The sequence below is a fragment of the Mycolicibacterium gadium genome (assembly GCF_010728925.1).
GTDB classification, from domain to species: Bacteria; Actinomycetota; Actinomycetes; order Mycobacteriales; family Mycobacteriaceae; genus Mycobacterium; species Mycobacterium gadium.
Map to the genome: position 1 here is coordinate 5145435 of NZ_AP022608.1, position 14143 is coordinate 5159577.

The following is a 14143-nucleotide window of genomic DNA, read 5'->3' on the forward strand; positions in this document are numbered from 1 at the left end:
AAGTAAATGGTGACCAGCTGATTTGTTGAATCGGGATAGCGAGCGACGCCCCGGCTAGGGCCGCGCCGGGTAGGCCAAGGCGTCGAGGACGCCACCGCCGTTGGTGTCACCCCCGAGCAGAACCGTCGACGTTCCCGCCTCCGGGTCGTAGTCGACGAGCGTCTCGCCGCTGCCGCACGACAGGGTCGCCTGCAACTGAAGGTTGCCGTCCTTGACGCCGAGCACGCGCACGCTGTGGTTGTCGTCCACGTCCGGAACCGACACCGGCGTCGTCGTACCGTCCGCGTTGAGCGTCGCGAGATACACGAAGCCGCATCCGCCCGCTGCCTGTACGAACGTGCCTTCCGGCACCTGCCACGCGTTGAGGTCGGCCATGTCGGGGCCCTGCGTTCCGTCGTTCTTCGCCGTCAGAGGCGTCGGCGCCGTGCCGTCGAGGGGAACAAGCCACAGCCGCGAATAGCTGAAATCCGGTCCGTTGCAACGGGTCAGGGCCACATCTGCGTCCCACCACCGCATCGGTAGGCAATAGCTGGCGTCCGGCACCGGCAGCTCCTTGCCCGGCGTTCCGTCGTTGCCCATCCGCGTCAGGCCCCGATCGGTGCCGAGCATCAGTTCCGTGCCGTCGGGTGTGGAGAGGAACGACTCGTTGAACTCGCTCCCGAGCTTGTCCACCGGGTACGTCAGCTGCTGCTTACCGGAGAGATCGACCCGCGTCAGGGATGCCGGGCCTTCGGTGGTCCGCGATTCGAGCAACAACACCGCTTTGCCTTCGGGCAGCGAGTAGCGCGGGGTCACCGCGAAGCCGTCCTCGACCCGGAACGACGTCCGCTCACCGGTGCGCAGGTCGACCTGCATGACGGTCAGGTCGTCGCCGGTGCGGGAGAACAGTGCTCGAGTCCCGTCGCCCGACCAGTCGACAAGGGTGGGTAGTGAACCGGATTCGCCGGGCGCCTCGAATGTGGTGATCGCGTAGCGGCCCCCCTCAGGGTTGACGAGGTACAGCGTCGTCTCCGAGTTGTAGGGCGTCGGATCGCCCGGCTCGAATTCGTCTCCGGCGTTCGTCGGGGTGGCGGCGTTCCACATCGCGAGCATCCAGCCGGGGCCGACCTCCGACCAAGGTACGTCCTGGATGGGCGCTTCCTCGTTGTATGCGGCCATCGTTGCGGCAAGGGGCGTCTGTGTTGAGGTGGCTGGCGCCGACGGCGCGGGTTCGCCGGGGTGCGCGGCCGGCTCCGTCGACGAGCATCCGACCACCACCGCCGCTGTCGCCGCGACGACAGAGGCTCGACGCAAGATCTGATTCATGTGCAGTCCTTTCCAGTGGTGGAAGGGTGCACGAGGCGGCTTGGAGGATTCTTGATGCGGTCGGAAGCGGGGACTGAACTCGCTGACCGAGGTGGGTCAGCGCGGGGTGAACTTGACCGCGACGATCTTGTCGCGGGCGAACGCCTCGGCGAACTCGTCGACGGTGGGGATGCGGTCGTCGCGGAATTTGAGACCCATCATCGTCTGGGCCTTCTTGACGCCGTAGGACTGGGCGGCGCGGTGCGCGAGATCGGCGACGGCGGCTGGGTCCGAGATGACTTCGCCGTGCATCTTCGTGGTCTTGCCGTTGAGCAGAACCTCGGCGTCGGCGCCGCCGCTGAAATTGTGCTTCCAACCCGCGTTTGCGATGGCGTACAGCGCGCCGTCGATGTGGTGTGCGCTCACCGGAATCGAGAACTGGCGGCCGGATTTGCGTCCCTTGAAGTTGAGCACCATCAGCTGCTTGCGAAGTGAACCCGCCAGTGGGGTGCCCAGCAGCTTGCGCAGCATCGGGTTGACGATGCGGAGCAATTTCTCGGGTGGATGCGCAGCGGCGACTGCGGGTTCCTGATCGGTCATAGCGCACACGGTATGCCTGATCGGAGACGTGCTGACGGGTATTGCGCTAAAGGCTTTCCAGGTCGTCGGGGACGTCGACGGCGTTCTCGCGCAACGCCTCGATCGGAACGACGTCGAGCGTGCGTTCGTGGGTGCAGGCCAGGACGACCGGGGCGGCGTAGCCGTCCTCATATGCCCTCAGCCAGTTCACCGCGGTGACGCACCAACGGTCGCCGGGCTCGAGACCGGGAAAGCGGTATTGCGGCATCGGGGTCGACAGATCGTTGCCGATGGAGCGTTGATGCTCGAGGAATTCGGCGGTCACGACGGCGCAGATGGTGTGTCTGCCCACGTCCTGAGGTCCGGTCGAGCAGCAGCCGTCGCGGTAGAAGCCGGTCATCGGATCGGTGCCGCACGGCTCGAGCGGACCGCCCAATACATTGCGTTCACCCACCCGTTAAGTATGGCCTCTCCGATTTGCGCGAACGTGGGTTACCCGCACGTTCGCACACCGGAAAGCGTGCGGGTAACCCACGTTCGTCGCGTCGTAGCCGGATCTTCGCGCAATGGCCTGACCGGCGGGAGACACCGGATGTCCGCCCGTCACCGGCAGGACAGCTGGCTTTCTGACACTCGGCCGTGTCCCTGCGTCCGAGCCGCCGCGCCGTTCTCAAAGGTGCGCTCGCGCTCGGCGCGTTGCCGGTCGTCGGGTTCACCGACGATCGCCGCTTGAGCCCCATCCGATCCGATCCGTTCACGCTCGGCGTGGCGTCCGGTGAGCCCTCCGCAGACGGCGCGGTCATCTGGACGCGGCTGGCACCGAATCCGTTGGCCGACGACGGATTCGCAGGCATGCCGGCACGGGCGATCGACGTCGAATGGGAAGTGGCGCGCGACGAGTGGTTCAGCCAGATCGAACAGCGGGGGATCACGACAGCTGTCCCGGCGTCGGCGCACAGTGTGCACGTCGAACTCGCCGGATTGCGTCCCGGTGCCGAGTACTTCTACCGCTTCCGCACCGGTGGTCATGTGTCGCCGGTCGGCCGAACGCGGACCTCGCCCGAGGGCGGGTCGTTGGCACCGGTGACGATGTGCGTCGCATCGTGCGCGAACTATCAGCAGGGCTGGTTCACGGCGTACCGCCGGCTCGCCGAGGAGCAGCCGGATCTTGTTGTACACCTTGGCGATTACCAATACGAGTACGCCGCTTCGGATATGGGTGTGCGGGCACATGCCGGTCCCGAAACGGTGACACTGGCCAACTACCGGCAGCGGTACGCGCAGTACAAGACCGATCCGGACCTGCAGGCCGCGCACGCGGTGGCGCCGTGGCTGGCGGTGTTCGACGACCATGAAGTGGCCGACAACTGGGCCGACGAAGTGCCGGAGAGGCCCGACCCAGCTTTTCCCGGTCGCCGTGCCGCGGCACTGCAGGCCTATTACGAGAACATGCCGTTGCGGTGGTCGGCGGTGCCGCGCGGCATCGACATGAAGCTCTACCGTCGGGTGCGGTGGGGCGGTCTGGCGACGTTGCACATGCTCGACACCCGGCAGTACCGCACCGATCAGCCGTGCGGCGATGGGTTCCGCACGAACTGCGACGAACGGAAGCTCCCGTCGGCCACACTGATCGGCGCCGAACAGGAACGGTGGCTGCTCAACGGGTTTCAGCGATCTCGGTCGCGATGGGACATCCTCGGCCAGCAGGTGTTCTTCTCGCAGGTGGAGTTCACACCGGGTGCGGGTCGCGGATTCAACCCCGATGCGTGGGACGGCTATGCGGCCAACCGCGACCGGGTCGTTCACGGCCTCGTGCACTCGCCCGTCCGCAATGCCGTGGTGCTCACCGGAGACGTGCATTCGCATTGGGCGGCCGAGGTGCATGCTCGGCCCGATGACCCGTTATCGCCGGTGGTGGCTACCGAATTGGTGACGACGTCGATCAGCTCGGGCGGCGACGGATTTGATATGCGCGACGACATCGCGGCGATGCTGCCCGAGAACCCGCACCTTCGGTACTTCAGCGGTCGTCGCGGATATGTGCGGGCCAGATTCGCCGCGGACGAGATGCGGGCGGACTTTCGCGTCCTGCCCTACGTATCCAGGCCGGGCGCCGAGGTGCGGACGGGGGCGTCGTTCGTCGTATCGGACCGCGCCCCCATATTAGCGATTTCGGTGCGCTAACGATCGCCTACCCTCTTTGCCACGCTGGTTGTGAGTCGGTTTGGGCCAGTGTGAAGGGGTTGGGTTGTGTCGATCAGTGCGGGGTTCAGCTCTGCCGAGATTCATGAGTTCGTCATTGAGTATCACTTGTTGCCTCATGGTCAGAAGGGATCCTGGCGTGCTGCTCAGGGGGTATCGGTGCGCCAGTTGAGGCGGTGGGAAGCCACGGTGTTCGCCGGTGATCTCGACCGGGGGCTTATTCCGCGAGAAGGTAGTGGTGTGACGGTTCCCCCGGCGAAACGATCGGCGCTGGCGATGGCGCAGACGGCGAAACAGGAGCGCGACGAGGCCGAAGTGGCTCGACTACAGGCGCGGGTACGCGAGCTCGAACACGCCAACGAGGCCCTGGGAAAAGCTATCGGGCTCTTGCATGCGATGAACGCCGAAGAGCCCGATGCAGCCCTGACGATGACCGATCTCGACGATTCCTCGAGCGCGAGAACGGACTCGTCGCCGAGCTGAGCGCCGCGATCAGATCCCAGCGCCAGGCGCTGACGATGATCGGGTTGTCGCGTTCGACGTGGCATTACCGCCGCAAGCCGCGGCCGCGGGTGAGTAACCCGGTGCCGCAGAAAGATCGGGCCTACCCCGCGCGCATCTGCGCGGGTGACCGCGTGGTGATCCAGGACAAGATCATCACCGGCTGGCAGGCGGGCACGTCGGTGGACCATTCGTTTGCCGCCGCTTGGGATGACGGGGTGATGCTGGCCTCACGGCGGTCCTGGTGGCGTATCGCGGCCGCGATCGTCGATCAAAGCGCTCGTCCGATCTGCCCGACCCGCTCGACGAACAAGATTCCGCGGCCGGCACCAGTACTCAAAGCGACCGGCCCGCAACAGATCTGGAGTTGGGACATCACCGACCTGCGCACCCCGTGGCGGGGCGTGGCGTTCAAGGCGTACTCGATAATTGACATCTTCTCTCGCAAGATCGTGGGCTGGCGCGTCGAGCAACGCGAGAGCGACGATCTCGCCACGCAGATGTTCCAGACCGCGATCACCACCCACGGGTCGCCCGCAGTCGTGCACGCCGATTCTGGGCCGGCGATGCGCTCGACGGATCTCAAAGACCTCCTCGCCGATCTCGGCATCGCTCAGACCCACAACCGGCCACGGGTCAGCAATGACAACCCGTTCTCCGAATCGGAATTCCGCACGATGAAATACCGGCCGAACTATCCCGGTATCTTCGATGATCTCGATGCCGCGCGGGCCTGGGTAAACTCCTATGTCTCCTGGTACAACCAGCACCACCGCCACAGCGGGATCGCACTGTTCACCCCCGCCGAGGTCCACGACGGGCAATGGACGCAGCGGTGGCTCCAACGCGACCACGCCCTCCAGGCCTACTACGACACCCACCCCGAACGATTCCGCGCACGCCCGCACACCGAATCACCCAAGGCCACTGTGGGCATCAACCTCCCACCCGAAAACGACCCCGACCGACTCCACGCAGCTTGACAACGCCCGCTAGCGACTGTTTGCGCACCGAAATCGCGACGGGCTAGATGCGTCCGCTCTGCGTCATCCACCGCATGACCTGCCAGCCGACAAACACCGGCAGCCAGGTCGTCAGCACACGGTAGAGCAGCACCGCCGGAACGGCGATCGCGGCGGTCATCCCGAATGCGGCCAGACCGCCGATCAACGCGGCCTCCACCGCCCCCACTCCGCCGGGCGTCGGCGCCGCCGAGGCCAACGTGCCGCCGATCATCGTCACCACGGTGACGGTGATGAACGAGGTGTTGCCGCCGAACGCCTCGATGGCTGCCCACAACGCGAACGCGTTACCGAGAGTGGTTGCCGCACAACCGAGTACGATGATCGCCAGGCGCTTGGGTTCGCGGCCCAGTTCGATGAGATGGCCGATCACCTCCTGCAGTCGCGGCCGCACCGACGTCGCCAGCCAGCGCCGCAGCCGGGGCACCAGCAGGAAGGTGCCGACCAACCCCAGCAGCAGGCCGGCCACCAGATACAGGACGTTGACGCTGGGCACGAACCGAGAGAGGTTGGCGGACACGCCCGCCGCGGTGCTGAAGAAGATCAGCAACACGATGTGGGTGATCACCTGCACCGATTGTTGCAGCGCGACAGCGGTCGTCGAGCGCATCGGGGTGACGCCGCCCTTCTGCAGATACCTCGCGCTGAGTGCAAGACCGCCGACGCCCGCCGGGGTCGTCGTCGCGGCGAACTTGTTGGCCACCTGCATGACGATCAGGCCCCATAGCTTCACCACGCCGTCGGCGGCCGCCCACAGCGCCGCCGCCGCACCGAGATAAGTCAGCCCCGACGCCGCCAGTCCCAGTAGTGCGAACCACCAGTTCGCAGTGCGGAGTTCGGTGAGAAAGGTCGGGACCGAGCTGATGAACGGATACGCGACGTACACCAGCGCAATCAACAGCACGAGCTGGATCAGCTGGCTGCGGGTGAATCGCGTGACGGTCTCGGTCCGGATCTCATCGACGCGTGTCTGACGCTTCACCTCGTCACGCGCGGCGGAGATGACGGTCTTCGCATCGCGCACGGATTGCCGGATATGCAGTGGCACAGCTGCTTTGGTGAGACGCCGCGATGCCGCTAGCACAGTGTCCTTGCCGAATGCATCGATCGCTGCCCGTACGGCCGACGGCGCGTCGTACAGATGGGTCGTCGTCACCAACAACTGTGCGATGTCCGAACGCAGCTGCGCGTCGGTCGCGCCGTACTCGGCACTGCCGAAGCCACCGAACAACACGGTCTCCTCGACGGTGATCTCGCTGGCGCGCAGGTCCCCGTGTGAGATCTGGCAGTCGTGAAGTTCGCGCAACGACTCCCAGACTCGGTCGACGGGAATGGCTGCCGTGCAATCGCCGAGCGGCGTCCCGTGCGCGGGGGTGTGCGCGTACAACGTCCAGCTGCGCTCGAGCCCGGCTACCGCGATCGTGGAGATGTTGGCGAGCTTCAGCTGACCGATCGCGATCGCCATCAGCGCCCGGTGTTCTACCGCGCGACGCATCGACGCGTGCAGTGGCGCGGTCTCCCGATCGCGGAGCCGAACCTTCCGCCACACCTGAAGCAGCACGCCGCCGCCGCGCTGGTGTGGTCCGTACATCTGCATCACGGCCGTCGTCTGCTGCTGGTCGCATTCCGCGTGCAGGATCAGCGGCCCGGCACCGGACGGCCGCACCACCTTGAGTGCGGTCACGACGCACCCGCGGCGCGCCATGGCGCGAACCGCCCCTTCCAGCGGTACATCGAGGCCGGGGGTGCCGACGACGAGCACGACCAGCGCGCCGATGAACCAGCCAACGGCGAGCCCGAACAGCGAGCGCGCCGGAACCACCGCGCTGATCACGAGATGGATCGGTACGAACGCCAGCAACAGCGCCCACCATGACCGCCGCCACCGCGCGGGCAGCCAGGGCCCCGAAACGGTGAGCACCGCGGCGAGCATCGCGATCCAGCGCGGGTCGTCGACGAACTGCGACGGCACCGTGTCGAGACGGTCTCGGAGGTCGAAGTGCCATTGCGGCGCCGCGATGCCGGCGTTGCTGATCGACAGCGCCAGACCGGCGATCGCAGCGGCGGCCGCGTACGCGCCGAGGAGTTTCCACTGCCTGGCCACGATGAGGCTGACCAGGATGACGAACGGCAACGCCAGGATCGCGACGCCGTATGCGAGGTACACCAGGTTGGCCTGGGTGGGGGTGAGGACCGCCACGATCTCGGAGATCGACCGTTCCAGGGCGACCCACTCGTTGCGCGTGATCAGCGAGCTGGTGATGACGACGGCGAGAAACACCGCCGAGAGGACCAGCCGGAAGATGTCGTTGGTCCGGCGGGTCAACGGTTGCAGCAAGCTACCCGTGACGGTGATGTCCCGCCCGTCAACTCGCATAGATAAAGGATCTTTCGGATGCGGCGCGCCGGTGCGCGACTCGCCGACACATTAGCCGCACATCTCGTGACCGAGGTTATCGGAAACGCCCAACCCGTTGCCTGGGCCGACTCCCGCACGTAGCCTATTAGGCATGAGTCCAACAGTGCGGAATGCTCTCCCCCCTGGGCCCAAACTGCCCGCCGCGGTCCAGCTGGTGTTGATGATGCGGTGGTGGCCGCAGTTCGTCGCGTCGTGCCGGCGCCGCTACGGCACGATGTTCACGCTGCGCAACACGATGATGGGCGAGATGGTCTATATGGCCGACCCAGAGGCGATCAAGACGGTGTTCGCCGGCGACCCGCGGATTTTCCATGCGGGCGAAGCAAATTCGATGCTGGGCGGGTTGTTGGGGTCGAGCTCGGTGCTGGTCATCGACGGCGACGTCCATCGCGAACGGCGCAAGCTGATGATGGCCCCGTTCCATCGTGACGCGGTCGCACGCCAGGCCGAGCTGATGGCTGACATCGCGGCGGAGAACATCGCGGGCTGGCCCGTCGGCCAGCCGTTCGCGGTGGCGCCGAAAACGTCGGAGATCACGTTGGAGGTGATCCTGCGGACGGTGATCGGCGCCAGCGATCCGGCGCGGCTCGCCGCACTGCGCGACGTGATGCCCCGGCTGTTGAAAGTCGGCCCGTGGGAGTCGTTGGCCATCGCGAAACCGAAGCTGCAGAAAAGCCCGGCATGGCGGCGGTTCGCACGCAATATGGCCGAAGCCGACCGGCTGCTGTACGCCGAGATCGCCGAACGTCGCGCCGATCCCAACCTCGCCGAGCGCACCGACGCCCTGGCCATGCTGGTTCAGGCCGGCGCGGCCGACGGAACCGGGATGAGCGACAAGGAATTGCGTGATCAGCTGATCACCCTGCTGGTGGCGGGCCACGACACCACGGCGACCGGGCTGGCGTGGGCGTTGGAGCGGCTCACCCGACACCCGCAGATTCTGGCGCGAGCCGTCGCCGCGGCCGAGGCCGGCGATGCCGCCGGTGACGAGTACCTCGACGCGATCGCCAAGGAGACGCTGCGGATCCGCCCCGTGGTCCCCGACGTCGGCAGGATCCTGAAGGAACCCGTCGAGGTCGGGGGATACCAGCTACCGGTCGGGGTGATGGTGGTCCCCAGCATCACGTCGGTGCACGCCGATCCGAACGTCTACCCGAACCCCGAGAAGTTCGATCCGGACCGGATGGTCGGCGCGACGCTGAGTCCGACGACGTGGTTCCCGTTCGGCGGCGGCAATCGGCGTTGTCTCGGTGCGGGTTTCGCGATGGTCGAGATGCGGATCGTGCTGCGCGAGATCCTGCGTCGCGTCGAGTTGAGCACCACTTCCGAGCCTGGTGAGAAGACGAGGCTCAAGCACGTCATCATGACGCCGCAGCGCGGCGGGCAGATCACCGTCCGTGCCGTCAAGAAGGTCGCGCCCACCGGTCCAGCGCAAGTCGCCCACTCGTAGGACTTTCTGGCAAACCTGATGTAGTTTCGATCGACACGTGACGCGGGGGGCCCGCTGCCGAGGAGTTGACGGTGGATGCGACACCATTCGGGCACTATCAGCTTCAAAGGCTGATAGGCCGAGGGGGAATGGGTGAGGTCTACCGGGCCTACGACACCAGAACCGACCGCATCGTCGCCCTCAAGGTGCTGCCGCCGAACATGGCGGCCGACGAGACGTTCCAGGCCAGGTTCCGGCGCGAATCCCAGGCCGCCGCGGGCCTGAACGACCCACATGTCGTGCCGATCCACAGTTTCGGCGAGATCGACGGCCGTCTCTACCTGGATATGCGGCTGATCGAGGGCCGCAATCTCGGGACGATGCTCAACGAGACCTCCGGCCCGCTGGATCCCGAACTCTCGGTCAAGGTGACCGAACAGGTCGCGACCGCGCTGGACGCCGCACATGCCGCTGGGCTGATCCACCGCGACGTCAAACCGTCGAACATCCTGATCACCGACCGCGATTTCGTCTACCTGATCGACTTCGGGCTGGCGCGAACCGCAGGGGAAGTCGGGTTGACGACCGCGGGCAGCACGCTGGGGACGATGGCGTACATGGCGCCCGAGCGGTTCGAGGGCAAGCCGGTCGACGCGACGTCGGACATCTACGCGCTGACGTGCGTGCTCTATGAATGCCTGACCGGCTTGCGGCCCTATCCGGCGCAGAGCCTGGAACAGCAGATCGCCGGGCACATGACCCAGCCGATTCCGCGGCCATCGGCCGTCGACCCGAAGCTGGCGGCGTTCGACGCGGTGATCGCCAAGGGCATGGCGAAGTCGCCGGGAAAGCGGTATCAGTCGGCCGCCGAATTGGCCTCTGCCGCACGGCGTGCGCTCAATGCACCGGTGCGGATGGCGGGCAGCGGACGGCATTCGGCCCGACGTGCCGCCCCCGCCCGACGGCACGTGTCCGGGCGCCTCGTCGCGGTCGCCGTCGCGGTGGCACTGGTGGTGGTGGCAGGCGGTCTCGGGGTCTGGCAATGGCGGGGCGGCTCCGGTGGGGCCGAACCCGCGAGCGTGGCGGAGAGCTCGTCGACGATGACGCCGGGGCCGCAGCCCGGCGCGGTGGAATCGATCGCCGCCACGGTGCCCGAAGACATCAGGTCGACGGGCCGGCTGATCATCGGGGTGAATGTGCCTTATGCCCCAAACGAATTCAAGGACGCCAGTGGAGCAATCGTCGGTTTCGACGTCGACCTGATGAATGCGATCACCCGCACCCTGGGGTTGGTGCCGGAGTACCGCGAAACGGCGTTCGAGGCGATCATTCCCTCCGTGCGCGGCGGCGACTTCAACGTCGGGATGTCGTCGTTCACCGACACCAAGGAGCGCGAGGAATCGGTTGACTTCGTGACGTACTTCGAGGCGGGGACGCTGTGGGCGCAACGCCCGGGCGGCGGAGTGGATCCGAACAATGCGTGTGGGTTGTCCGTCGGTGTCGCATACCCGTCTCTGCAAGAGGCGGAGGAGATCCCGGCGAAGAGTGGCGCCTGTGAAGCTGCCGGGCAGCCGCCGATCGACAAGAAGGTGTTCGTGAGCCAGGACGATCTGACCGCAGCGCTCATCGACGGGGAGGTGGATGCGATGTCGGCGGATTCACCGGTGACGTTGTTCGCGATCAAGACCTCGGGCGGCGAACTGGAGGCCGCGGGCGAGGTGTTCGACTCGGCTCCCTACGGTTGGCCGGTGGCCAAGGGATCAGGCCTGGCGCAATCGCTGCTTAAGGCGCTCGAGCACCTGATTCAGACCGGCGAATACAAGACGATCGCGACGATGTGGGGCGTCGAGAAGGGCATGATCCTCACACCGAGGATCAACGGCGCGGCGAAGTGATTCCCACAGTCTGAGGTTCCTCGGCTGCACTGCGGTGTCAAATTGTTATCAACAGCGTGCCGCCTTGCTGCGCGGAGTCCGCGCCGACAGCCGTGATACTGGGGGAGATGGCCACCACGACCAACAGCCGACCGATGCCGGGTCCCAGAGACACCCGCTCGAATCAGAATCGCCCCCGCCGATCTCTGGTCGTGCTCGTCGCCGCCCTGGCAGCCATCGGAATCGTCGGGGGCGGCATCGTCATCGGTCGCAACATCTCGGCTGAGCCGGCGTCCACGCAGAGCAGCAGTGCGCCGCCGCTCCTCACCCAGGCGCCGTCGTCGCCCGCGACCCCCGGTGTTCCGCCGCCCGTCGACGGCGGGCCCTTCGCCACCGAGTTCGCCTCTCTCGCAGCCCAACTCAATGCAACGGTGGGCATCGTCGTCCGACCGTTGGGCGCGGGACCGGCACCGGTGACGGCGGGCGAATGGAGCACCGGGACGGCGTGGTCGACCATCAAGGTGCCGCTGGCCATCGCAGGCCTGCGGGAGACCGGCCAGGTCACCGAGGCGATGCGGGCCGCGATCACCCAATCGGATAACGATGCGGCCGAATCGATCTGGGCGAGCCTGGGAGACTCGTCCGAGGCCGCCGAGAAGGTGGAGGCAGTGCTGGCCGACGCCGGCGCACCGACCGCCGTCGAATCCCGCAAGGTCAGGCCGGAGTTCACCGCGTTCGGGCAGACGACGTGGTCGCTGGCCGATCAGGCGACGTTCCTGTCAGCGGCCGCGTGCGATCCCAGAGACCAGCCGGTCATGGATCTGATGGGAGAGGTCGAGCCCGACCAGCGCTGGGGCCTTGGCATGCTCCCCGGCGCGAAATTCAAAGGTGGCTGGGGTCCCTCGCCGGCGGGCAATTACCTCGTCCGCCAGTTAGGGGTCATCCCCGTAAGGGACGGGTCGGCGGTCGTCGCGGTGGCCGTCGAACCGCGATCGGGCGCATTCGACGACGGGACAGCGGCTTTGACGCAGATCACGACCTGGCTTACCGACCATGCCGACCTGTTGCCCGCGGGTAGCTGCCCTCAGTAGAGATAGACGACGGCGTCTCGGCCGCCGGTGCAGGTGATGTAGGCGTTGCCTGGACGCGCTTGGCACTCCATCACGAAATTTGCTCCATCACAGCGGAATCCGTTGCCGGGAACACAATCGACAGCACCGGGCGCCGACACCTCTCGAAGGTCACGGCTGGCGTCACCGTACTTCTGCCAATACGAACGCAGAACGCTGTCGGTGAAGAAGCACGAGGTGTCGGCCGAACCCCGGCGGGCGTGCGTGCCGGGATCGTTGCGGCCGGGAAGCGCGTAGTCGCCGGTGCAACTCGTCGGGTTGGCGCTGGTGTCCCGGCCGACCAGCGGCGGCGGAGGAGGCGAACCCTCCGACAGCGGATCCACGGTAGGCGTCGGCTCCGGGGTTCTGGTATCGGTATCGGCGCCGGGCCGCGGGACCGGGGGATCCGCACGATCGGTGGGCACCGGCGGGGGAGGGTCGTCGTTGGTCAGCACTCCGATCACGATCCCGGTTCCGCCCAGCACCAGTACCGCGACGGCCGCGATGACGGCCGGCATCAACCACTTGCGCGAGGTCGCCGCCGGCGGCGGAGAACTGGCGGCGGGTCGCGGCGCGCTGGGGGTGGGCGGTGGAGGATGCGACGGCGGCGGGCGGTACGGCGGCTGCGGTGGGGCGACGTTCGCCGGCCGGTGCATGGTCGGATCGCCGGCGCCTGCGGCCGTCCGCGGACGATTCCAGGCCTGCTGTGTCGGCACCGGCATCGTGGGACCGGGATCCGGGGTGGGCCTGATCGTGGTGTCCGATTCCACGGCGCGCTGTGTCGCCCGGGCCAAGGCTCCGCAGCTTCCGTAGCGGTCATCGGGTTCTTTGGCCATTCCGCGCGCGACGACGTCGTCGAATGTCGGTGACAGGGCCCGATTGGCCTGGCTGGGCTGTGGTGGCGGCATGAACAGGTGCGACGTCATGATCTGCTCGATGCTGTTCGACTGGAATGGCGGTTCGCCGGTCAGGCATTCGAACAGAACGCAGGCGAGTGCGTACACGTCGACCGCGGGAGTGGCTTCGCGGTCGCGGAACCGCTCCGGAGCCATGTAGGTCCACGTGCCGATCTGCATGCCGGTGTTCGTCAAGCCGCTCTCGCCCTTGGCTTCGGCGATGCCGAAGTCGACGAGGTAGGGGAAGTCCGACTGTGTGACGATGACGTTCTGCGGTTTCACGTCGCGGTGAATCAGCCCGGCGGCGTGCGCGGCGTCCAGGGCGGCGGCAACCCCGCCGATGATGAACGACGCCCGGGCGGGTTTGAGCGGTCCGGTGCTCAGCAGCTCCTGCAGGGTCTGGCCCTCGACGAGTCGCATGTCGATGTACGGGTGCCCGTCGATCTCTCCCCAGTCGTGGATCGGAATGACGTGTGGTTCTTGAAGAACGGCGGCCGCCCGCGACTCACGCTGGAAACGGGTTCTGAATTTTTCGTCCTGCCAGAACTGTTCGGCGAGGATTTTCAGCGCGACGGTACGGCCCTTCTTCGTATCGTCTGCCCGGTACACCTCGCCCATGCCACCCCGCCCGAGCAGGCCGGTGAGCCGGTAGTGGCCGAACATCTGGCCGACGCGCGAGCTCGGAGAATCCACCTCGATCTCACCTCCTCCACCACGCAGTATCCGTCGCGGGTGGGATTCTTCGCATAATCTTCCTGCTGAAGTCCAGCGGAAGCGGCAAAGTTGGGCGGGACGACTGCACTGACAGGGGTAACGACAGGTGAACGA

Annotated in this window: 11 protein-coding genes; 6 read left to right on the top strand and 5 right to left on the bottom strand. The window is 66.6% G+C overall.

Annotated features, from left to right (window positions below; all coding sequences use genetic code 11):
• Nucleotides 1-54: 54 nt before the first annotated feature.
• The 3 genes from G6N36_RS25520 to G6N36_RS25530 all read right to left on the bottom strand — a co-directional run bounded on the left by G6N36_RS25520 (nt 55) and on the right by G6N36_RS25530 (nt 2317).
• A complete protein-coding gene (locus G6N36_RS25520) occupies nt 55-1305 on the bottom strand; it encodes a TolB-like translocation protein (RefSeq protein WP_163689524.1) in 1251 nt (416 codons plus the stop codon).
• 96 nt (nt 1306-1401) lie between these two features.
• Nucleotides 1402-1884 (bottom strand): hypothetical protein, encoded by a 483-nt coding sequence (locus tag G6N36_RS25525; RefSeq protein ID WP_163689525.1) that lies wholly within the window; start codon nt 1882-1884, stop codon nt 1402-1404.
• A 46-nt stretch (nt 1885-1930) separates the two neighbouring features.
• Nucleotides 1931-2317 carry a DUF2237 family protein gene (locus G6N36_RS25530; RefSeq protein WP_163689526.1) on the bottom strand — a complete coding sequence of 129 codons (387 nt, stop codon included), beginning with the start codon at nt 2315-2317 and terminating at the stop codon, nt 1931-1933.
• Between the two features lie 185 nt (nt 2318-2502).
• On the opposite strand from G6N36_RS25530, the gene G6N36_RS25535 reads away from it, so the two are divergent.
• From G6N36_RS25535 to G6N36_RS25545, 3 genes are all read left to right on the top strand, one after another.
• Nucleotides 2503-4047, top strand: coding sequence for an alkaline phosphatase D family protein (locus G6N36_RS25535; protein WP_197746616.1), 1545 nt, complete (start codon nt 2503-2505; stop codon nt 4045-4047).
• A gap of 66 nt (nt 4048-4113) precedes the next feature.
• Complete coding sequence (locus G6N36_RS25540; RefSeq protein WP_163684331.1) at nt 4114-4548, top strand: hypothetical protein; 435 nt, start codon at nt 4114-4116, stop codon at nt 4546-4548.
• Nucleotides 4549-4583: 35 nt separating this feature from the next.
• The gene (locus tag G6N36_RS25545) at nt 4584-5549 is read left to right on the top strand and encodes a DDE-type integrase/transposase/recombinase (protein WP_163684333.1); all 966 of its coding nucleotides are present in this window, start codon (nt 4584-4586) and stop codon (nt 5547-5549) included.
• A gap of 43 nt (nt 5550-5592) precedes the next feature.
• On the opposite strand, the gene G6N36_RS25550 is transcribed toward G6N36_RS25545, so the two are convergent.
• Nucleotides 5593-7965: a lysylphosphatidylglycerol synthase transmembrane domain-containing protein gene (locus tag G6N36_RS25550; RefSeq protein ID WP_163689527.1), complete on the bottom strand. Its 2373-nt coding sequence runs from the start codon at nt 7963-7965 to the stop codon at nt 5593-5595.
• Nucleotides 7966-8098: 133 nt separating this feature from the next.
• On the opposite strand from G6N36_RS25550, the gene G6N36_RS25555 reads away from it, so the two are divergent.
• The 3 genes from G6N36_RS25555 (at nt 8099) to G6N36_RS25565 (ending at nt 12401) form a co-directional block, all read left to right on the top strand.
• Nucleotides 8099-9457, top strand: a complete 1359-nt coding sequence (locus G6N36_RS25555) for a cytochrome P450 (RefSeq protein WP_163689528.1) — start codon at nt 8099-8101, stop codon at nt 9455-9457.
• 71 nt (nt 9458-9528) lie between these two features.
• Nucleotides 9529-11331 (top strand): serine/threonine protein kinase StpK7, encoded by a 1803-nt coding sequence (gene stpK7, locus G6N36_RS25560; protein WP_163689529.1) that lies wholly within the window; start codon nt 9529-9531, stop codon nt 11329-11331.
• A 107-nt stretch (nt 11332-11438) separates the two neighbouring features.
• Nucleotides 11439-12401 (top strand): serine hydrolase, encoded by a 963-nt coding sequence (locus G6N36_RS25565; protein ID WP_179964869.1) that lies wholly within the window; start codon nt 11439-11441, stop codon nt 12399-12401.
• Here the strand turns inward: G6N36_RS25565 and G6N36_RS25570 are convergent.
• Nucleotides 12395-13978: a serine/threonine-protein kinase gene (locus G6N36_RS25570; RefSeq protein ID WP_163690904.1), complete on the bottom strand. Its 1584-nt coding sequence runs from the start codon at nt 13976-13978 to the stop codon at nt 12395-12397. The genes G6N36_RS25565 and G6N36_RS25570 overlap by 7 nt on opposite strands.
• Between the last annotated feature and the right edge of the window lie 165 nt (nt 13979-14143).